Genomic DNA, 21,307 nt, shown 5'->3' with positions numbered 1-21,307 from the left:
TCAATCCGAAACGCCTTTCAAGTATCACGCAAACAAGCTGAATTACGCGCCCGTGCCGGGCTTTTGGACGGGTCGAATGAAACCGATCCGGCAGAGAGCCAAAAATCTCCGGATTTTTCGCATTTTTCATTTCCAATGTGCACTTTTCTGTGTTATAAACTAATGCAAATTAAGCTTTTTGGGCCGTCCGGCGTCGACTGGATTTGCCTTAGAGTTTTGCGTTTCTGTCCAATATTTATTGACACAGGAAACGATTTCGTGTTAAAACCCTAAAGGTTTGAATGATTTGAAATTATTGACTTAACGGTATACAGAGGAGAAATATGAACAGCAAAACACTGATTCGCAAAGCACTTTCCATGTGCTTGATTGTTGCGGTTTGCGCAACTTATTCAATGGTCGCCTTGGCCGGAACCGGAAAGATCACCGGTGAACTTATGGTTTCCGGCAAATCGTCGAGCGTTTCCGTCAACGGACAGGATGCGCAGAGCGGTCGCACTGTGTTTTCGGCGAGCACGATCACAACCCCGGGATCCGCGACAGCTGTGGTCAGCGTCGGAACGCTTGGTAAGATCGAACTTGCACCGAACACCACGGTTACGCTTTCGTTCGACGAAAAAGGGATCACCGGAGATCTTGCCAGCGGCACGATTACGGTATTGGGCGCCAAGGAATCGGTGAACATCAAGACTCCGGAAGGCACCAAGAGCGTCCCGGCCGGAAAATCAGTTTCAACCGGAAAGTCAAAAGATGACGATGACGACGATGATGACGATGGCGGAGCGGCGTGGTGGCTGTGGGCAGCTATCTTTGGCGGTGCCGTCGCGGGAGTCGTGATCGCAGCAACTTCGGACAACAATCGCGTGGCGTTGGGCGGCGGTGGAACCGTTGTCAGCCCGAGTCGCTAAGAAGCGGCATTGCAAGCCTCCCGAATAGGGCAGGCCTTATCTTTGAAGAAGATTGAATTAGGAGGATTTTTTTAGATGCTCAGCAAGAATTTGGTTATCAAGTCTGTGACCCTGCTAACCGCCGTCGCGTTTTGGTGTGTGAGTTCGATGGTGGTTTTGGCCGCGCCGAAAGATTTCAACGGAGAGATCACCGTCAGCGGCGATGTCAGCGTGAACGGGCAGAAGGTGGTTTCGGGATCGACCGTCGTTTCCGGAAGCATCATTACAACGGGTGACGGCGGGTCGGCCACTGTCAGCCTCGGCAAAACGGGACGAATCGAACTCTCGTCCAAATCAAGTTTGACGCTTCGGTTCAGCGAGTCCGGCATCACCGGAATCCTGAACGAAGGCAAAGTTCGTGTTGCGAATTCGGCGGGCATCGCCGCGTCGATCACAACGCGAAACGCAGCAGTGATTGCGGATTCGGGTCAGGCCAATAATTTTGAAGTTGAAGTCGAGTGCTCGCACACGCACGTCGACACGTTCAGTGGTTTGGTCACTCTTCGCGGCGGATCGAATGATCGGCAGGTTGCGGCAGGAACCGACGCAGTGGAAGGAAATCTTTCGCAGCAGGGTTGCCAGCCGTGTGTTCGTCCGGGACCGGGCGTGCCGACCGCTTCGATCGGCGCTCTTCCGTTGATTGCGATTCTTTTGGCGGCAGCCGGCGGCGTCGGAACGGCCATCATTCTTGGTGGCGGAAGCGACACGACGACAGGCGGCGGAACGACCGTTGTCAGTACAGTTCGCTAAAACCGATCGTACAGTAATTTCAAAGGTAAACGATGCGGGTCAAGTTGCAACCAACATGACCCGCATCGCTTTGTTCCGGTTTGTGAATAATTTAACAATATAGATCAACAGTATCATTAATAGTAATATGCATATCGCAGTAATTGGAACGGGTTATGTGGGTTTGGTCACCGGCGCTTGCTTCGCGGAGTTCGGCGTTGAAGTGACTTGCGTCGATGTTGACGAAAAGAAAATCGAAGGGCTCAAGAACAATATTATGCCGATCTACGAGCCGGGGCTCGATACGATCGTCGAAAAGAACTTCAAGGCCGGGCGGCTTCACTTCACGACGGATATCAAGATGGCCGTCGAACAGGCGCTGGTCGTGTTTCTCGCGGTCGGGACACCGCCGAAATCGGACGGCTCGCCCGATATGAGCTACTACCAACAAGCAGCCAAGGATATCGCCGAGTCAATGAATGGTTACAAGGTTCTGGTCACGAAATCGACCGTTCCCGTCGGAACCGGCAAATGGCTCCGTGATTTTGTCAGCGAGAATCAAAAAACGAAAACGAATTTCGGAGTCGCGTCGAATCCTGAGTTTCTTCGTGAAGGCGCCGCGATCGACGATTTTATGCGGCCCGACCGCGTGGTCGTCGGCAGCAACGAACCGGATGCGATCGCCATTATGAAGGACCTCTATCGTCCGCTCTATCTGATCGAAACGCCGATCGTCATCACTTCGCTCGAGGCCGCCGAACTGATCAAGTATGCTGCAAACGCGTTTTTGGCGACAAAGATCACGTTCATCAACGAGATCGCCAATCTCTGCGACGCGATCGGTTGCGATGTCCACGATGTCGCCCGCGGTATGGGAATGGACAACCGCATCGGCCGCAAGTTCCTGCATCCCGGCCCGGGCTACGGCGGTTCGTGTTTCCCGAAGGACACGCGCGCTTTCACCAAGGTCGGCGACAAATTCAATGTTGAGACGACGGTCGTCGATGCCGTTATCGCCGCCAATGACCATCAGCGTGAGCTGATGGTGCCGAAGATCGAAAAGCTCGTCGGCGACCTTAGCGGCAAGCGCATCGGAGTTCTCGGTCTGTCGTTCAAACCCGAGACCGACGATATGCGCGAATCGCCGGCAACGGACATCATCCGCGAAATGCAGAAACGCGGTGCGACCGTTCGCGCGTTCGACCCGGTCGCGATGGAGGAGGCGAAACATTCGCTTCCCGATATCGAATACGCGACAGATGAATATGATGCGATCCGCGATGCCGATGCGCTCGTCATCGTGACCGAATGGAATCAGTTCCGCGCGCTCGATATGGAACGTGTCAAAGGACTTTTGAAAGCCCCGAAGGTCGCCGACCTCCGCAATATCTATGAACCGGAAGATATGCGCCAACTTGGTTTCGAATATGTTGGCGTCGGGCGCTAACTTCGGCCGGAATCGATTTGAATGAGGGATTTTTCGATCCCTTTTTTTTTTGACGCGGAAAATCTGTGTTAATCTGACTATTCTTAAAGTTAGCTATTATGGCACTTACAACGAAATGTCTGGTCACCGGCGGCGCCGGATTCATCGGTTCGAATCTTGCGGACGGCTTGCTCGCCCAAGGCGCGAAGGTCGTCATCATCGACAATCTGGTCACAGGTTTTCGCGAGAACGTTGAGGAGATCAACGGCGACGTCGATTTCATCGAGGGCGACATCAACGACGACGCAACGCTCAAACGCGCGCTCGACGGCGTCGAGGTGGTCTTTCACGAGGCCGCGCTCCCAAGCGTTCCGCGGTCGGTCGAGAATCCGGTGGAAACCCACGACGCCTGCGTCAACGGGACTTTCAACGTTCTCTGCCGGGCGCGCGAGGCAGGCGTTCGCCGCCTTGTTTACGCCGCTTCGAGTTCGGCATACGGCAATCAGCCGACGCTCCCGAAAGTCGAGACTATGCGCCCGGAACCCCTTTCGCCGTATGCCGGGGCGAAGCTGATGGGCGAGTATTATTGCCAGATCTTCAACCGCGTTTACGGACTCGAAACGATCTCGCTGCGTTACTTTAACGTTTTCGGTCCGCGCCAGAACCCGTCATCGATGTATTCGGGCGTAATTTCGCGTTTTGTCGACGCGCTGATGGGCGGCAAAACGCCGGTCATCTACGGCGACGGCGAGACGTCGCGCGATTTCACCTATGTCGCCAACGTCGTTGACGCCAACATCAGGGCCGCGCAGACCGCCAACGGACTCGGTGAGGTGATGAACTGCGCCAACGGCGACCGGATCACTCTCAATGAACTCCTCGAAGTCTTGAAAAAGATCACGGGAAACCCGGATGTGATGGCCGACTATCAGCCGGAAAGAGCCGGCGACGTCAAACATTCGCAGGCTGACAACAACCGGATCGTCGAATGCCTGGGCTACAAGAAACTTGTCGGGCTCGAGGATGGTCTGATCAACACGATCGACTGGTGGAAGAACAGCCGGTTTGCAATCTAAAACAGGAGAAATTCAATTTGGAACCCCGCGCGTTTTGGGGGGCGATCGCGCGAGCGAGCGACGCGCCGACACAGAAACCGGCACGAAATCGGAGGCCCCGATCGCAAAGCCGATCGTTCTGAATCCGTCTGAGCGAATCGGAGTCATTCGGACCGACGAAACGACGCGACGCGCGTCATTGAGCGAACCCAAACGTCCGCTCTCTCCACCGTTTTTGCTTCGCGCCGGGTTCCACAGTGCCGAACGTCACCTCTTCATCTGGGCGGCATCACATTTAACGCCGCGGGTCACAAAAGCAGACTCAAGCTCGGGAACGGCAACTTCCAACCAACGGCATTTGGATTCCACAAAGACCCGCTCCCAAATCCGGAATCGAGCGTCCGTAGTCCTCATCGGTTTCCGGCGGCTCGTCAGTCCCAAATTCACTCCAGGACAACAAAATCGCAGTCCTGGATACTGTCGCTTACCTCCAGAACGAATGACTGCTGCTTGAATCTAAACTTCCGGTGCGAGGCGGTGACGACGAATGTCTGGCCCGCCTCGACGCCGTCGAATCGATAGTAGCCGAGATGATTGGTGACGGCATACCGCGTCACGCCGTTAGTTCCGGTAAGGAGAATCCGCACGTTCGCGATCCCCGCGCCGGTTGTTCCCCGAACTGTTCCGGCGACCATGACATGCGCGGCGGTCGGCCCGAATGGCGGGAAGAACTCCGAAGTATTGCCCTGCGCGTCGGTCGCCGTGGCCGTGACGACGTCGCCCGGAGAGAAGCCCAATGCTGCCGCGTTTCCAAGATTGATGGATTTCGCTCCGGCGAGCGAACCGTTGTGGTCCGACGTTGTATATTGATCGGATCCGAGAAACAACTGCCCTTGACCCCGCCCGTCGGCCTTGAAGAATTCGACATAGAGGCCGGCCGTGCCGTAATCTGAATTCCCGGGAAGCGAGTCGACCGAGTAGGTCACAACGAGGTCGCCGTTGCCGTCTATCGAAAAGCTCGAGATCTGCGGATAGTTTTGCAAATTGTTCGGCCCATCGTCGGCGTCGTCCGGATCGTTGTCGGTCGGCCCCTCCAAGCCGAGATCGATCCCGAGCCCTGAGTTGTTGAAAATGGAGTTCGGGTCAACGTTGTTGTACAACCCCGCGGTCGTGTCGATCCAGACCCCCGGACCTCCGTTATTGGCGATCCTGTTTCCGGAGTTTGGAATCGTCCCTCCGATAACATTGCGCGTTGCGCCCAAAGTGATCAGAACACCCCCCGTTCCGTTTCCAAACTGCGTGTCCGCAATAAGCTGCGTCGGCGTGACACGGCGGACCCGGACATTCCGGATCACCGTACCAATCAGATTGTTCCGGACCTTCACTAGCTGGGTTACGCTTTCGAGAACCATTCCATAGCCGTTCATCGCCCCGATAAGGTTTGACTTCGCATCGTCGGTGTCGCCGACCTGATTGTCGGCGGAATCCGAAATGACGATGCCGTTCAATGCGTTTCCAAGGGCGCTAAAGTTCTCGCCTTGCGGAACGATGCCGATCTTGTTCGCGAATATCCGATTGGTTCCGCCGCCCTCGATCTTGAGACCATTGCCCTCGTTTCCTGCGATTACGTTGCCGGCGTTCGCGTCCCCGATGACGTTGTCCGACGAGCCCACGATCTCGATCCCGTTTCCGGCGTTGCCGAGTCCCGGAGTCCCGTTCGCGTCGGTGCCGATGAACGTGTTGCTGATAACGTTGAACGACGAGCCCGGGCACGGAATGGCGTCTGTGCGGACGCCCAAGTTGCGGACTATGCGCAACCCGGCCTCGCGGTTCGCGGCAACAATGTTGGCCAAATTCTGGTATGCCATCGTCACTCCGATCACGGCAAACGACACGCAGTCAAGCTGTATCCCGGCCTTCAGGTTCGGCACTGGCAAGGCGTGCCCATCCGGCCCGATGAAGACCCCGACGGAATTTCCCGCGATACTGACGCTGATCGGCGCCGGGTCTGTCGGTCGCCGCTGCAGAAATACCGGTTCGACGTTCTCGATATTGATCCCGTGGCCGCCGTTGCCGCCGACGGAGTTGCCCCGGATCGTCGTATTGACCGCGCCTTCGAGGACGTGTATCCCGTCGCCGCCGTTCGGCAATGCGACCGGAGAGTCTCCGTAAAAGCCAATGTAGTTGTTTTGGATAACGTTCCCGGTCGTATCGGCGCCGATTACGTAGACCCCGTCGACACTGCTCCCGCCAATGATGTTGGCGCGGTCAGCGGAGTCTCCGCCGATGACGTTGTCCCGCGCGTGAGCGAGTTGGACGGCGGTCGTGTTTCCGAGCGCCTCGTTGAGCGTCTTCTTCAGTCCGATCCGGTTGCCCTGCACCTTGTTTCCGCTAGGGAGCGAATCTGACGCGGGACTCGGCAGAACGGCGCCGATGAAAACACCGAAGCCACTGTTCGGCTGCTCGCTGCCGTTACCGGAGATGACGTTGCCGTAGCCGTAGATCGAACTTCCGCCAATCAGGTTGTCGCGCGCGTTCTCGACCAACCCAACGCCGCCGACAATGTTCGGGATCTTCGCCGTCCCGTCCGAGTTCGTCCCGATCAGGTTCTTTTGGACCTTGTTTCCCGTCGTGTAAGTTCCGGCCGAGGGCCGCATCGTCGGGAATGCGTGAAGACCGGGCGGCGGGAGTTCGAGCGTGTCGCCGATGTAGACGCCGAAGGTCAGGTTTCCCGAGATCAGATTCGAGGTGACGCTGTTTTCGTTCGCGCGCGAGATGACGACGCCGAATCTGTTTCCGACGGCCGTGCTTCCCGCCTGATCCGTGCCGATCCGGTTTCCGCTGACAGTGTTTCGCGTCGGCCCGTCGCCGATGAGAATCCCGACGAAATCCGTTTGGCCGGAGACCGTGTTGTCGCGAATCGCCGTATTCTGCGTGTCGTTGATGAGAACGATGCCCGAGCGGTTCCCGAACGGCTGGCCGTTCCCGTTGAGTCCCACCAGGTTGCCGGTGATCGTGACGCCCGAAACCGTGGCCGTGGCGTCGCCCACCGCGATCCCGTCGCTCGTATTGCCCGCGATGACGTTCGGCGCCGAAACGCTTCCGATCGTACAGTCCTTTGACGCGATGATGCCGAAGTTGTTGGGGATCGCGTTCTGCTGGTTCGCGTCGAGACCGATGATGTTTCCGAGGATCGCGTTGCCGCCGCCCGCGTCGCTGCCAATCAAGATTCCGACCGGTCGGACCGCGGGACCTCCCGTCAGGTTCTGACCCGAGATCACGTTCCCGCCGCCGCCCGGACCACCGATCTGGCTGTTTTGCGCGCCTGAAAAGATCGTCACGCCGAAGCTCGCGTTCGGGACGGCAGCGGTGCCGGCAGCATTCGTTCCGATGTAGTTGCCCGTTACCCGTGAGTCGCTCGAGGCTGAGCCGATGGCGATGCCCGCGTTGTTGCCGGATATCACATTCCTCGATCCGGCGCTCCCGTTCAACCCGCCGATCTCATTGTTGTTTCCGTTCCCGACCGCGATCCCGATCGTGTTTCCGAGTACGGCGGAGCCCTCTGACTGCAGCTGGTTGCCGTCCTTGTCCGTTCCGATGAAGTTTCCGACCACTGAATTCGCGTTGGCGGAAAGTAGCGCGACGCCGCTGACATTGCCCGAAATAACGTTCCCGTGTCCTGATACACCGTCGCCGACCTTGTTGTTGGCCGAGTTTCCGATCATAACGCCGGTGTTTTGCCGCCGGGCAGGGCTGATCGTCAGTCCGTCGGGTTTAAGCCCGATGAACGAACGCGTTATTGTGTTGCCGCCGCTCATCAGGGAGACGCCCGCTTGGTCAAACCGGTGAACGGTGACGGCGGCGAGCCTCGACCCACCGCTCCCAGTCGAAAATGCCAGACCCACCGCGCCGACCGTACTGACGCCGTCGATCTCGATCAGCGGCGTCCCCGAATAACCCGGCTGCGTTTCGCCGCGGACCGAGACCGGTTTATTTATCAGTGGCAGCGGGCTTGCGGGCGCGATCGTGTGGATTCCGCCGCCGGGAATGTTGAACTCGATATAGTCATAGCCTTCACGCGCGTTCGCCTCCTGTATTGCCGCCCGGAGCGTGCACTGAAGGCCGCTGTTGCCGGTGTCGACATCGCAGAAACCGTCGGCCGTGTTCGCATCGGGTTCGTCGCTGACGACGTTCACAATTATCGGCTCGGAACAGGTAACGGACGGCGAAGCCTTGAATTCCTCGAACGTTAGTCCGAGCGTGCAGGATCCGCCCGCGAAGCAGGAGAACTCCGAAGTATTTCCGAGGCTGTCCGTCGCCGTGGCCGTGATCGCCGCGCCGTTCGGGACCGCGGCGGTCGAGTTGAACGTGAACGACGCCAAACCGTTGCCGTCCGTCGTGACGGTCGCCGAGCCGATGGGAGTTTCGCCCTCGCCGTATCCGCTCGGGTCAGCCGTCTGGCTCGAGTAGAAATCGATCCGGTAGGGGCTGTCCGGGATGCTGCTGAGCGTTCCGTCGACGGTGACCGTGCCGTCGCCGTTGAACGTCGGAGTGAACAGCACCGGGAAGTTCTGGAGCCCGTTCGACCCTGTGTCTTCGTCCTGACAGTCGTTGACGTTGACTCCGTCGCCGTTCTGGCTCATACCGCTCCGCTGAATGTCGATGCCAAGCCCGCCGTTGTCGGCGATCCGGTTGCCCTGGATATCGGCGTTCGGAAGAATGCTGAAGACCGGCTGGATGAGGATGCCGGCGCCTCCGTTGCTCCGAATCACGTTTGCGTCGTCGGGTGACGCCGAGCCGATGCTCGCCCTGCCAATCGTCACATTTATCCCGTTCTGCACGTTGCCGAGCGGCGCGCCCGCCTTGTTCACGCCGATGAAGTTGTTTGTGACCTTGACCGTTCCGCCGATGTTCCGGATCTCGATCCCGTGGCCCTTGTTCGACGCGATGATGTTTCGTCCTAGCGCCGACGAACCGTCGCCGATATTCGTGACTCCAAACCCGATGAAGGCTCCGAGCGAGATCCCGAACGGGTTGTCGGCGAGTTCAAAATTCGGCAACGCGTTCATCCCGGTCGCGTCCGTGCCGATCAGGTTCCCGATGATATCGCAGTTGCCGTTGCTGAGATAATATCCGCCGCAGAAGACCGCTCCGTAAGCGTTTCCCGAGACGAGGTTGCCCCAGGACATCGGCTGACCATTGGAGTCCGAGCCGACGAGTCCGATGTAGCTCGTCGGAACGTCGTACGCCGCCGCGTTGGCGATAAGGCTTCCGTAGTTCGCAAGCGGTTCGGACCCGTTCTTCTTCGTCCCGACGTAGTTGTTTATGACGAGGACCGTGCCGAGTCCCAGACGCCCGACGGAGAACGTATTTGATCCCGCCGGATTGTAGTTCCCCGAAATGAGATTGCAGAACCCGCTGCACTCGCCGCCGGGCGTCGTTCCTCCCGGCGCCCCGATGTTCGAGAAGGTCTGGTTGTTGACCAACGTAACGATCGCGGTCAGCGGACTGAGTCCGCCGCGGACATTCCGTTGGTCGTTCGGGATGGCGACGGTCCCGGTGACGTCGGTGCCGATATTGTTGCCGACGATCGCGCAAAATCCGTCCTCTGTGAAATCGAGCCTGTACGGGCTGCCGCACCAGATGGCATCGTATCCGTTTCCGGAGATGATGTTACGGCCGTTCGGCGTTATCGCCCCGATCACGGTCGTCGATTCGGGGACGGTCTCGACCGCCCGGTAACAGTTGCCGATCGGCGCGGTGCCGTCGCGGTTTGTGCCCATACGGTTGCCCTTCAGAGAGTTGAAAGCCGTGACCTGTTCGCCCGTGGCCAGATCGAAGAGCGGCACGATCCTGACCCCGAGCCCTTCGCAGCCGGGATAATCGGGATTTCCCGGCAAACGGTCGCGGCCATTGCCGGAGATCGTGTTGCCGTCGCCGGCCCCGTCGCCACCGATCTGGTTGTTGGCGCCCGACAGAAAGACGCCGTGAGTGTTCGCAAGCCGGGTGTTCCCGGCGGCGTTCGTTCCGATCAGGTTCCCGCTGACGATGTTGTCGTTGCCGGCTGTGATGTCGAGGCCGATGCCGAATTCGTCCGAGGTACCGTTCCCGGACATCACGTTGCCCGTAATCGTGTTGGAGTCGGAGTCGTAGACAAGGACCCCGGTTCCGCTCCCCTTGTTCAAGTTGCCCGTCAGATCGGTCCCGAGGTAATTGCCGGTGATTAAGTTGAAACCGTTGTTTGGCGACAGAAGGGTGCTTTCGGCGGTAATCGCGTTCGAACCGGTGACGCTGCCCGTGTCGGGGTCCGTGAAACCGTGAAAATCGCTGATGACAAAATCTCTGACCGTGCAGTTGCTAGCCCGGATCTTGATCCCGTCGGCAATTCCGGCGAGCCCGCCGGTGATCTCAACGAGGCGGGCTCCCGTGTTCGGATCCGTGTCCGCTACGAGATAGGTTCCGTTCGCTCGAACTACCGGGAGTTCGGAAGAAAGCACGATGGTGTGTGCGCCCGTTCCGGGGATCAAGACGGCGACCTCCGTGCCGGGGTTGAGGTTGGCGATCTCGATCGCGCGCCGCAACGTGCACGGGCCGACCCCGTCGCAGACACCGCCCGAATCGGCATCGGTGTCGACGATCAGGACCAAGGTCGGCGTTGTCCTTACGATCGTCGGCGAATCCGCGCCATCGCGCAGGACGACGAGATCGTCGAGGGCGTCGCCATTGAGGCGCATCGGCAGGACGGCCTGCGGCGCCGTGTCCGAATCGAGCGAGACGACCTCAGCACCGTGCCGGCCGTCTTCGCCGATCGGCTGCGTGATTATCTTGACACGGCCCGATGCCGCATCGAGCATCAGGAGGTCGTCCCGGCCGCTCACCGAAACGCGGGCCGCCGAAAGTCCTTTCGCAACCGCCGAAAAGCCGGAACCGACGCCGGCGACCAGCGTGTCAATTTCCCAACTGCCGAGATTCGAAGGCTTTGCGGAAATCGTTCTGAGAAACCCTTTCCTGGCGCGGTCGGAACCCAGCCCGCCGGCCTGAGTGCTCATGGATTTCAGGCGGTCCCGTTCCGTGCTGTCGAGCGCCGCGAAATCCTTGGCGAGTGTTTCAATCCGTTTGTTCTGCGCTTCCAGTTTTTCCTGCGGCGAGAGCCGCGCATCGAGCATTAGGGATCCGTTCGCTTCAGCGGCCTGCGGGTCCGGGACCGGTTCGGGGAGCAAACCGAGGAACTTTCCGTCGGTTTGCGTCGGCACGAACCACGGGGCGACCGTTTTGCCCCGGACACTATCCGGGAGCATCTGTCGGAATTCCTTAGGCGTCGACGGCTTCAGCAGGTAGATCGTTCCGTCGTCGGTCAGCACGGCGAGGGATCTCCCGCGCGCGCCGCTGAAATCGCCGATCGCAAGTCCGGCGACGCCGCCGGGCATCGCGCGCCGTTCGATCAGTGCCGGCGGCCGTTTGACACCGAGTTTCGGCGCCAGGTCCCAGGGGTACGCCTGACCGCGTTCGCTGATGATCGTCAGAGTGTTTCCGCCGCCGATCGCAATATCGGAGTAATGATCGCCGTTGAGGTCGCCGACCGCAATGTCGGCCGCGGGTGAGGCGAGCGGCAGCACTTCCGGTTTGAACTTAAACGCGCCTTCAGGGTGCTCGAAGACAAGCAGCCGAGCGCCAGCCTTTCCGTTCACGGCGACGGCAATGTCCGTTTGCCCGTCCGATTGCCCGATCTCGCCCACGGCCAGCGCAGTGATCCGGCCGGCGACCGGCACCGTCTGCGGCGACGCGAGGCTACCGTTACCATAACCCGCAAGAAGGATCAGATGGCTTTCGCCCTTCGCGGCAGCCAGAAGGTCCGCGTGCCCATCGGCATTGAAGTCTCCGCTTTCGAAGAAATCCGGCGTAACGCCGGCATCCGAAATGGCGATGACGGAGAGAAACGGCTCGGGCGCCGCGAGCCCGCGGGCCTCGTCCGTCAGGGAGTTCTTTGCCGCGGGGTTGCCGCGCAGTATCCGAACGCCGCCGTCGGAACCGGCGATCGCGAGGTCCGCCGTGCCGTCGGAATCGAAGTCCCCGGCGGCCAAACGCCTTCCGGGTGCGCTTCCCGGCGCATGGCCTCCCAGATCGACGCCGTCCTTAAGGCTGATGTTCGGGAATCCACGCTTTTCGGCACGGATCGTCGGCGTGCCGGGGTCATTTCTGACCGTCGCCGGCGACTCCGCAGGATCGAGGCCGGCAAGATCCGCCGCAACAGGCAATAGCAACGCCAGACCGAAGAAAACGACGGTGAACGCGATCATCGTGCTGTTCCATCCGCGGAATCTCTCAAGAGTTCTCATTGCGTCACGCACTCCTTGTTCTTTTCTCTGTTATACAAGGCGGAATTCACCGGCTAATAGGCTAGTTTTTTGTTTTTGCGGCTTGTATACTGTAGTTGCGTCGGATACCTGATTGGTTATGCATGATGTCACGCTTCTTCTGCGGGAAATGACCGACGGCAACGACCGCGCGCCGGAGGTACTGTTGCCGCTTGTATACGACGAGCTCAAGAGGCTTGCGAGCGGCTATATGCGGAACGAGCGCGAGGGGCATACCCTTCAGACGACGGCGCTTGTTCACGAGGCATACGTCAGGCTGGCGGATTGGAAGAATGCTGGCTGGCAGAACCGCGCCCATTTTTTCGCTGTCGCGGCGCAGATGATGAGAAAGATCCTCGTGGATTACGCGCGCCGCCACCGGTCCGCGAAACGCGGCTCCGGGGCGCCGCGGATCGCTCTCGACGAGGCCATCACCTTTGCCGCCGAACGAGACCTGGACCTGTTCGCCCTGGATGAGGCGCTTACACAACTCGCGGATCTGGACGAGAGGCAGTGCCGTATCATTGAACTGCGGTTCTTCGGCGGCCTCACTATCGATGAAACCGCCGAAGTGATGAAACTCTCGCCGGCGACCGTCAAGAACGAATGGACGATGGCCCGGACGTGGCTTTATTCGCGTCTGAAGGACAGTGCGTGATGACGTCTCCGGACACGTGGAACAAGATCAAGCGTATCTTTCACGAAGCAAGCGAGCTCGAGCCCGAGTTGCGTCTCGGACACATCAGGTCTGAATGTGGCGACGATCCGGAAGCGCGCGCTGAGCTTGAGTGCCTCATCGAATCGATCGAGCCCGCGCGGGGATTCATCGAGGAGCCGATCTTCTCGGGGAGCGCACCGTTGGTCGGGAAATCGATCGGGCGTTACCGGATCGTTCGCGAGATCGGCCGCGGTGGAATGGGTGTCGTCCTTTTGGCGGAGCGGGAAGGCGACGAATTTCGGCAACTGGTCGCGATCAAGGTCCTGAAACGCGTGATCGATTCCGACCAACTCGTCCGCCGCTTCAACCGCGAACGCCAGATCCTGGCGCTTCTCAACCACCCGAACATCGCGCGCCTGATTGACGGAGGCGCAACCGACGACGGCCTTCCGTACTTCGTGATGGAGTACGTCGAAGGGTTGCCGTTGATGAAGTACTGTACACTGAACGGCCTGTCCGCGAATGAACGGATCCGCCTTTTCAGGGACATCTGTTCTGCCGTCAGCTATGCTCACGGACTGCTGATCGTCCATCGGGACCTCAAGCCATCGAACATAATCGTCACTCCCGAGGGCAACCCGAAACTGCTCGACTTCGGGATCGCCAAGACGCTCGGTGAAGGACCCGGCGCGACCGCGTTGACCGGAACTCTGAACCGGGTCCTGACGCCCGAGTACGCGAGTCCGGAACAAGTTCGCGGAGACGAGATCACGACAGCAGGCGACGTCTATAGCCTCGGGGTCGTGCTTTACGAACTTCTGACAGGTGGCCTTCCGTATCAGTTCACGACCCGCTCGCCGCAGGAAGTATTCCGGTTGGTCTGCGAAGCGGAACCCGTCTTTCCCGCAAAGATCGACGGTTCGAGGCTTGACTCGGATCTCAGGAACATCATCCTCTTCGCGCTCAGGAAGGAACCGTGGCGACGTTATGCGTCGGTCGAAAAACTGTCGGATGATCTTCGGCGTTACAGGGAGCATCTGCCGGTGGCCGCGCGCGCCGACACGATCGGTTACCGGGCACGCAAGTTCGTGCAGCGCAACAAGCTCGCGGCAGGCGCTGGCATTTTGGTTTTCCTGAGCCTCGTCGGGGGCACCGCAGCAATCGCTTGGGAGGCCGAGGTTGCCCGCGAACATGCGCGAGTTGCGAACGAGGAGCGCAACAAGTCCCTAACGGCGCAGGTCCGCGCGGAGAAGATCAACAAGTTCATGCAGAGCATCTTCGCCTACGCCAATCCCGATTGGTTCGGCCGTGCAAACGGGCGAAAGGACGTCAGCGTGCTTGAGGCGATGCGCGACATCGAAAAACACATACCCGCCGATTTTGCCGACGACCCGGAGTTGCAGGCAGACGTCTACCAGCAGATCGGCGACGTTTACCGAACGCAGAAGCTCAGCTCTGACGCCGAACGCAACCTCCGGGAAGCGCTCCGGATACGCACCGCGATCTTCGGCGAAGACAACGCGAAAGTGGCTGAGAGCATGTACATCCTGAGCGGGGTTTACAACGAACAGGGCAACGCCGAGGAGTCGTACCGTCTGCTTGCGGACGCGCTTGCGATCCAGCGGCGGCATCCGAACGAAACGAACAACTTCCCGTTCATGCTGACCGATTATGGCAGTTTCCGGGTTGGGCAGTACGGTGATTTTGAGACAGCTGCCGATGCCCACCGGCAGGCGCTCGAACTCTTCCGGACAAGGTTCGGGCCGGCCCACCCGTTGGTTTATAGTCTCCACGGACTGCTCGGCCGTGACTACCTGATCGGCGGCGACCTCCAGCAGGCCGAGAAAGAAGCGAGCGAGTCTGTTTCCGGCGGAGGCGCGATCGGGTCCGATATCCTGATCGATATCGCGCTACGGCGCGGCGATCTTCAGGCGGCCGAGCGTGAGTTGGGGCGTTACTCAGAAATGCTCAAACAAAACCCGCCCGACATCGCCTATCTGCCGTCGCTTTCCCTCGTCCTGGCAAAACTGGCATTCGCGCGTGGTAACTTTGTGGAGGCCGCCGCGCTCGTGGCGCGCGAGCGTGACCCGCGTCCGGGATCAGAGGCCCTCAACTTCACAGCGGACAATATCAGGGCAAGATCGGAACTGGCGCTGGGGCGCGCGGAACGCGCGGAGTCGATCATCCGCTCCGCTCTCGCTTCGCTCGGGGCGCTCAGAAACAACGATCTGATTCGCCACGAGCTGAACGCCACGCTCGGGGAGTGTCTGACCGCCGGTCGAAAGACCCGCGAAGGGACGGCGTTGCTGTTCGAAAGCCACGGGTGGTTCGAGTCGCGCTTCGGTCCCGACGATGCCCGTACTGTCGAGCTCGCGCGGCGGCTCAGCGCGGTCCGGCGAAGGTGACGCGGAGCTAACCCCGGATCCGGGATGCAGCCGTGCAAATTCGCGCAGGCACTCCGGCGTCGGGCGGTCGAGGCGACCGCGATCCCCTCGTTCAAGTTCCGGAACGAGGTCGCCAACGTTGGGATCGTGGCAAAGCTCGGCGAGTGGTGCCGTTCGTTCTATGCCGAGGACAAAAGGCGCGTCGCGTATCTGACGCGCGAATAAACAAAGCTCAGGCCCAAGTCTAATCCTCGAACTGCTTTCGCAAACTTTCCGTGTAGGGCGCGCGGGCGACGCCTTTTTCGGTGATGATCGCTGTCACCAGATCGTTCGGCGTGACGTCGAAAGCGTAATTGCTGACGGAAATTCCATCGGGCGCGAGCTGGATGTCCTTGACGTGCGTCACTTCGCGGATATCGCGCTCTTCGATCGGGATCTCGTCACCCGTCGGACAATTCATATCGACGGTCGACAGCGGCGCGGCAACATAGAACGGAATTCCGTGACGATGCGCGAGGACGGCGACCATATAAGTTCCGATCTTGTTCGCGACATCGCCGTTGGCGGCGATCCGGTCCGAACCGACGACGACCGCCTGGACCTTGCCTTTCTTCATCATATGGCCGCTCATATTGTCGGTAATGAGCGTCACCGGGATGTCGTCCTGATCGAGTTCCCACGCCGTCAAACGGGCGCCCTGAAGGTACGGCCGCGTCTCGTCGGCGATCACAGACACCGTCTTGCCCTGTTTGATCGCGCCGCGGATGACGCCAAGCGCCGTGCCCCAGACTCCGCCGGTCGCCAGCGCCCCGGCGTTGCAATGCGTCAAAACGGTCGAATCATTCTCGATCAGTTCCCCGCCGAATTGTGCGATCATCCTTTGCGCTTCGATGTCTTCCTCGTGGATTGCCTTCGAATCGTCGAGCAGGATCTGCTTGATCTCGCCGACCGACTTGCCGGCTGACTTCGCCTGCTGAAAGGTGCGCTTCATACGATCGATGGCCCAAAACAGATTGACCGCCGTCGGACGAGTTTTGCCGAGCACGTCGCAAACATAATCGAGTTCGTCCTCGAGATCCGCAACGTCCATCCCGACGAACTGCTTCGCCCCGAGTGCAATGCCGTAGGCCGCCGAAACGCCGATCGCCGGCGCGCCGCGCACGACCATATCGCGTATGCCATCGGCAACGTCGTTGTAGGTTTTAAGAACAAGCCATTTTTCCTCGGTCGGAAGCAATCGCTGGTCAAGCATCACGACGCCTTCGTCACTCCATTTCACAGGTATGATCATTTGTTTTCTCTCATTTTGTCGGCTTTGGCCGTCTTTCCATTGAAATTACGAAACTAAAATCTTACGTAAATTTCAACTGACAAACAAGAAACGTGAAACCTTTTTCCGCCGAACACGCGTTATCAATTGAGACCCGCGGAGGAATTTCGATGGCACTTGAAACAACGCTCGACAAACTGCACGAACGGATCACCGCCGTAAAACATCTTCAGGCTCTTACCGCCGTGACACGCATCCTACTGTTCGCGGGTTTCACGCCGCCGAGCATCACGAAGATCCTGAACCAGCCGTTCACGGTGCTTCCCGATTCGCATCCGGTCGGACATTATTTTAACGCGCTCTATCAAACCGGCTTTTACTATCAGTTCATCGGCTGGGCACAGCTGACCGCCGCGATCTTGCTTCTCTTCCCGCGGACCGCTCATCTCGGAGCGCTGATGTTCCTTCCGATAATCGCCAATATCGCGGTCCTGACGATTTCGGTCGGATTTAAGGGAACGTGGCTCATCACGCTTCTGATGACGCTCGCCGCGACGTACCTTGTCGCCTGGGATTACGACCGTCTGAAACCGATTCTGTTCGGCACGCGTTCTTACCCCGCGAAGCCGTTCCGATTCGGAAACCTTGCTTTTCCGGTGTTCTTCGGACTCGGCGGGATACCAGTTGGACTCATCTGGTGGTTGATGAAACTCGGAAATTTTACGAATTACCTCAAGGTCACGGCGATTCTGATCGTAATCGGCGCATTGTTCGGTGCACTTGTTGCGATTCACCATCGCTATATGCGGGTCGGAGCGCTTGCCGAACGGAATTGAAATCGTAAAATAAGCGAATGATCGAAACATTTGCCGCCGGCAGCGTGATTGTCGAGATCGGCGACATTACCGAGTCGAAAACGGACGCGATCGTGAATGCCGCGAATTCGACGCTGCTCGGCGGCGGCGGCGTCGACGGCGCGATCCACGCCAAAGGCGGGCCCGAAATTCTCGCGGAATGTCGCGAGATCAGGAGAACCCGTTTTCCCGATGGCCTGCCGACCGGATCGGCCGTGATCACAAACGCCGGCAAATTGCCGTCGGGCTATGTAATCCATACGGTCGGTCCGGTTTACGGCGTCGATCGCGCGAATCAAGCGGCGCAGCTTGCGAGTTGCTATCGCAATTCGCTCGAGATCGCGCGCGAATTCCGTCTGAATTCGATTGCCTTTCCTTCGATATCGGCCGGGGCGTTCGGTTATCCGTCATCCGAGGCCGCACAGATCTCATCTGCGGCGATCCGTTCATTTCTTGAGGAATTCCCTTCGATAGTCTCGATCCGACTCGTCTTCTTCTCTGTCCGCGATTCCGAAACCTTTCTTCGCAATCACGCTTTTTGATCTTCGTCGAAACCTTCTTCCGCGAATCATTTGAATCTATCGGCTCGTTGGTTTATAGTTTTTCGTGCTTTCCTTAATGAATCAATAGATAATTCGGCATTTACTATGAAGGAGATGGAATCCGAGCGATTTGGAATTATGCAGTCAGCAGTTAGTTTGAAGCCCGAACAAAGTTTTCGGGACGATTTTGAGTTTAAGCGCGAATTGCCGGAGACGTTGCGGCATCTCGACACGCTGAGCCGGAATTTCTTTTGGTCGTGGAACCGCGAGGGCGTCGAACTCTTTCGCGAGATCGAACCGTCGTTGTGGGAAAAGTGCGAACAGAATCCGCGCGTTTTTCTGAAACGGATCGGGCAATTCCGACTCTGGCAGAAATCGCTCGATGCCGATTACGTTGCGCGTCTGGAACGTTTCACGGATTCGATGCACGACTATCTTGCCGAGCCTGCGAAGAATGAAGGGCGGTTCTCTACCGAAAACCCGGTCGCCTATTTTTGCGCCGAATACGGCGTCCATAATTCCCTGCCGAATTACTCGGGCGGCCTCGGCATTCTTGCCGGCGATCACCTCAAGTCGGCGAGCGATCTCAACGTTCCGCTGGTTGCGATCGGCCTGCTCTACCGCTACGGCTATTTCCGGCAAAAGATCGCGCACGATGGCTGGCAGGAAGAACGCTATCTTGACGTTTTTGATTCCGAGCTCGCTTTGACGCCGGTGCTTGACGAGAACGGCGGGCGTTTGACGGTGACGGTGTTTATCCGCGGTCGCGAGGTCTTGGCCCAGGCGTGGCTTGCGAGCGTCGGACGGATCAAACTGTATCTCCTCGATACGAACGTCGCGCAGAACGCGGAGATCGACCGTTATATCACCGGCCATTTGTACGGCGGCGACTCAGAAACGCGAATCGTCCAGGAAAAGATCCTCGGGCTCGGCGGGGTCAGGCTGCTCCGCAAACTCGGCATTGAACCATCGGTCTACCATTTGAACGAAGGTCATTCGGCGTTTTTGACGCTTGAACTGGCGCGGGAATTTCTCGCCGCCGACCAGGAACTGACCTTTCAGGATGCGGTTGCCGCGGTCCGCGAGAAGTGCGTTTTTACGACCCACACGCCGGTCGAAGCCGGCAACGACGTTTTTTCCCCCGACAAACTTCGCGGTTGTTTCAGCAGCGGCTTCGTTTCGTCTCTGAGGATAACGGAAGAGGAATTTCTCGCTCTCGGACGCACCGAGCCGGACGACGAGACCGAATGGTTCGGGATGACGCCGCTCGCGCTCCGGATGACGCGTTCGGCGAACGGTGTCAGCGAAAAGCACGGCGAGGTGTCGCGCAGGCTCTGGCTCAAGATGTTTCCCGAGGGTACCGATTCGGACGACGTTCCGATCCGCCACATCACAAACGGTGTACACGCGCCGACCTGGATCGCGCCGTCGCTCAAGGCGCTGTACGAACGGCATATCGGCCCGAACTGGCCGTCACTTCTGACGGATCAAACAGCGTGGCGCGCCTGCATCGAAAGCATTCCCGATGCCGAGCTTTGGCATAGCCACAAGCAACTCAAGCAACTCCTGATCTCGTTCATCAGACAGCGCACGCTCGCCAAGGACACCGGACTTCTCGACACGATCAACGAACGCGAAGACACGCGAAAACTCTTCGATGCGAACGTCCTGACGATCGGCTTCGCGCGCCGCGTCGCCGCCTACAAGCGCTGGAATCTGGTGATGACGGATCTCGAACGTCTCCTGCGTCTGGTCGACGACCCGCAACGTCCGGTGCAGTTTGTTTTCGCCGGCAAGGCGCATCCCCAGGATCTAACCGGCAAACAGCTTCTCCAGAATCTGATGAGCATAAATCACGATTCGAACTGGCAGAAACGCGCGGTGTTCATCGAGGATTACGATCAGGAGGTCGCACGGTATCTCGTACAGGGCGTCGATGTCTGGATGAACGTTCCGCGCCGGCCGCTTGAGGCGAGCGGAACGAGCGGGCAAAAATCCGCGATGAACGGCGGCTTGAATTTTTCGATCCTCGACGGCTGGTGGATAGAAGGCTACAACGAGGTCAACGGTTTTTCGATCGGCGAATTGAACGTCGGCGACGACCAGGAGCTGATCGATTTCGAAGACGCCGAATCGCTCTATCGCGTACTCGAAAATCAGATTGTTCCGGCCTATTATTCGCGCGACGAGAACGGCCTTCCGACCGAATGGCTGCGTCGTATGAAAGATGCGCTCGCGACTTTGACGACGCAGTTCTCGAGCGACCGGATGGTCCGCGATTACGTCGAAAAAATCTACTGTTAATTCGAAATCAATTATCGGATAATGGTTACGGACTAAAACCGTAGCCATTTTTTTATGAATCAAAGCGAATTCCAGGTTGGCGTGATCCGCCCGATCGAATGTGTGAAGGAGGCCTTCGAGCTCATCAAGGCCGATTACTGGCTTCTTTTCGCGGTCACGCTGGTCGGCGCGCTGATCGGCGGGATGACGATGTACATCCTGCTCGGCGCGATGATGTGCGGGATGTTCTATTGCTATCTCGAACGGATCGACGGACGACCGGTGGTCTTCGACGGACTCTGGAAGGGGTTTCAGTGGTGGCTTCCGGGCTTGATCGTCGGCTTGGCGATGATCGTACCGATGATAATCGTTTATGTGGTTCTTTATCTTCCGATCATCGCGGCGGTCGTGATGGGCTCGAAATTGAGCGAAGGCGAATTGATCGGCCTTGTGGCCGGCGCTTTCGGCGTCGATCTCGTCCTGATCGTCGCGATGGTCTGCTTTCACACGCTTCTGATGTTCAGCTTTCCGCTGATCGTCGATCGCAATCTCGGAGCGTTTGCGGCGATGTCGCTCAGCGCCCGGGCGGTTTGGAACAATCTCGGCGGCGTCGCCGGGCTTTACGGCGTCGGCTTCGTTTTGAGTCTTGCCGGAATGCTGGCCTTCTGCGTCGGAATCTATTTCGTTATCCCGATCATCATCGCCGGCAATGTGTTAGCCTATCGGAAGGTCTTTCCGGCCCCGGGATCAACGAACGTCCCGCCCGCGCCTAATGTATTTCAGGACGCGGGAACTTTCAGGTGAT

At 58.7% G+C, this 21,307-nt stretch carries 13 protein-coding genes; 11 read left to right on the top strand and 2 right to left on the bottom strand.

Annotated features, from left to right (window positions below; translation table 11 throughout):
- The first annotated feature begins 323 nt into the window (after positions 1–323).
- The 4 genes from IPN69_09340 (at position 324) to IPN69_09325 (ending at position 4,178) form a co-directional block, all read left to right on the top strand.
- Positions 324–908 carry a hypothetical protein gene (locus IPN69_09340; protein ID MBK8810919.1) on the top strand — a complete coding sequence of 195 codons (585 nt, stop codon included), beginning with the start codon at positions 324–326 and terminating at the stop codon, positions 906–908.
- Positions 909–983: 75 nt separating this feature from the next.
- Positions 984–1,697 carry a FecR domain-containing protein gene (locus tag IPN69_09335; protein ID MBK8810918.1) on the top strand — a complete coding sequence of 238 codons (714 nt, stop codon included), beginning with the start codon at positions 984–986 and terminating at the stop codon, positions 1,695–1,697.
- 127 nt (positions 1,698–1,824) lie between these two features.
- Entirely contained in the window at positions 1,825–3,123 is a 1,299-nt protein-coding gene (locus IPN69_09330; protein ID MBK8810917.1) for a UDP-glucose/GDP-mannose dehydrogenase family protein, read from the top strand.
- 98 nt (positions 3,124–3,221) lie between these two features.
- A complete protein-coding gene (locus IPN69_09325) occupies positions 3,222–4,178 on the top strand; it encodes an SDR family oxidoreductase (GenBank protein MBK8810916.1) in 957 nt (318 codons plus the stop codon).
- 422 nt (positions 4,179–4,600) lie between these two features.
- Here IPN69_09325 and IPN69_09320 read toward each other — a convergent pair whose 3' ends face one another.
- Positions 4,601–12,493: a carboxypeptidase regulatory-like domain-containing protein gene (locus IPN69_09320; GenBank protein ID MBK8810915.1), complete on the bottom strand. Its 7,893-nt coding sequence runs from the start codon at positions 12,491–12,493 to the stop codon at positions 4,601–4,603.
- A gap of 118 nt (positions 12,494–12,611) precedes the next feature.
- Here IPN69_09320 and IPN69_09315 point away from each other — a divergent pair, with 118 nt between their 5' ends.
- Genes IPN69_09315 through IPN69_09305 form a run of 3 tightly spaced genes read left to right on the top strand, consistent with a single transcriptional unit; the run spans position 12,612 to position 15,778 of the window.
- Positions 12,612–13,169, top strand: coding sequence for a sigma-70 family RNA polymerase sigma factor (locus IPN69_09315; GenBank protein MBK8810914.1), 558 nt, complete (start codon positions 12,612–12,614; stop codon positions 13,167–13,169).
- Positions 13,169–15,574 (top strand): protein kinase, encoded by a 2,406-nt coding sequence (locus IPN69_09310; protein MBK8810913.1) that lies wholly within the window; start codon positions 13,169–13,171, stop codon positions 15,572–15,574. The genes IPN69_09315 and IPN69_09310 overlap by 1 nt, the downstream gene beginning before the upstream one ends.
- Positions 15,575–15,598: 24 nt before the next feature.
- Complete coding sequence (locus IPN69_09305; GenBank protein MBK8810912.1) at positions 15,599–15,778, top strand: hypothetical protein; 180 nt, start codon at positions 15,599–15,601, stop codon at positions 15,776–15,778.
- Between the two features lie 19 nt (positions 15,779–15,797).
- Here IPN69_09305 and mtnA read toward each other — a convergent pair whose 3' ends face one another.
- Positions 15,798–16,841: an S-methyl-5-thioribose-1-phosphate isomerase gene (gene mtnA / locus IPN69_09300; protein ID MBK8810911.1), complete on the bottom strand. Its 1,044-nt coding sequence runs from the start codon at positions 16,839–16,841 to the stop codon at positions 15,798–15,800.
- A 152-nt stretch (positions 16,842–16,993) separates the two neighbouring features.
- Here mtnA and IPN69_09295 point away from each other — a divergent pair, with 152 nt between their 5' ends.
- The 4 genes from IPN69_09295 to IPN69_09280 all read left to right on the top strand — a co-directional run bounded on the left by IPN69_09295 (position 16,994) and on the right by IPN69_09280 (position 21,306).
- Positions 16,994–17,659, top strand: a complete 666-nt coding sequence (locus IPN69_09295; GenBank protein ID MBK8810910.1) for a DoxX family protein — start codon at positions 16,994–16,996, stop codon at positions 17,657–17,659.
- Between the two features lie 17 nt (positions 17,660–17,676).
- Positions 17,677–18,219, top strand: coding sequence for an O-acetyl-ADP-ribose deacetylase (locus tag IPN69_09290; GenBank protein ID MBK8810909.1), 543 nt, complete (start codon positions 17,677–17,679; stop codon positions 18,217–18,219).
- Between the two features lie 138 nt (positions 18,220–18,357).
- The gene (glgP, locus tag IPN69_09285) at positions 18,358–20,523 is read left to right on the top strand and encodes an alpha-glucan family phosphorylase (GenBank protein ID MBK8810908.1); all 2,166 of its coding nucleotides are present in this window, start codon (positions 18,358–18,360) and stop codon (positions 20,521–20,523) included.
- 54 nt (positions 20,524–20,577) lie between these two features.
- On the top strand, positions 20,578–21,306 hold the full coding sequence (locus IPN69_09280; protein MBK8810907.1) for a hypothetical protein: 729 nt from the start codon (positions 20,578–20,580) through the stop codon (positions 21,304–21,306).
- Position 21,307: the final 1 nt, after the last annotated feature.

This window comes from Acidobacteriota bacterium, from assembly GCA_016715115.1.
Classification (GTDB): domain Bacteria; phylum Acidobacteriota; class Blastocatellia; order Pyrinomonadales; family Pyrinomonadaceae; genus JAFDVJ01.
The sequence above is the reverse complement of the archived record's forward strand: the minus strand, read 5'-3'. Positions and strand labels throughout refer to the sequence as shown.

Excerpts from the sequence above, each read along its gene's own strand:
- IPN69_09340 (MBK8810919.1), top strand. The coding sequence starts at position 324 with ATGAACAGCAAAACACTGATTCGCAAAGCACTTTCCATGTGCTTGATT.
- IPN69_09335 (MBK8810918.1), top strand. The coding sequence starts at position 984 with ATGCTCAGCAAGAATTTGGTTATCAAGTCTGTGACCCTGCTAACCGCC.
- IPN69_09330 (MBK8810917.1), top strand. The coding sequence starts at position 1,825 with ATGCATATCGCAGTAATTGGAACGGGTTATGTGGGTTTGGTCACCGGC.
- IPN69_09325 (MBK8810916.1), top strand. The coding sequence starts at position 3,222 with ATGGCACTTACAACGAAATGTCTGGTCACCGGCGGCGCCGGATTCATC.
- IPN69_09320 (MBK8810915.1), bottom strand. The coding sequence starts at position 12,493 with ATGAGAACTCTTGAGAGATTCCGCGGATGGAACAGCACGATGATCGCG.
- IPN69_09315 (MBK8810914.1), top strand. The coding sequence starts at position 12,612 with ATGCATGATGTCACGCTTCTTCTGCGGGAAATGACCGACGGCAACGAC.
- IPN69_09310 (MBK8810913.1), top strand. The coding sequence starts at position 13,169 with ATGACGTCTCCGGACACGTGGAACAAGATCAAGCGTATCTTTCACGAA.
- IPN69_09305 (MBK8810912.1), top strand. The coding sequence starts at position 15,599 with ATGCAGCCGTGCAAATTCGCGCAGGCACTCCGGCGTCGGGCGGTCGAG.
- IPN69_09295 (MBK8810910.1), top strand. The coding sequence starts at position 16,994 with ATGGCACTTGAAACAACGCTCGACAAACTGCACGAACGGATCACCGCC.
- IPN69_09290 (MBK8810909.1), top strand. The coding sequence starts at position 17,677 with ATGATCGAAACATTTGCCGCCGGCAGCGTGATTGTCGAGATCGGCGAC.
- glgP (MBK8810908.1), top strand. The coding sequence starts at position 18,358 with ATGCAGTCAGCAGTTAGTTTGAAGCCCGAACAAAGTTTTCGGGACGAT.
- IPN69_09280 (MBK8810907.1), top strand. The coding sequence starts at position 20,578 with ATGAATCAAAGCGAATTCCAGGTTGGCGTGATCCGCCCGATCGAATGT.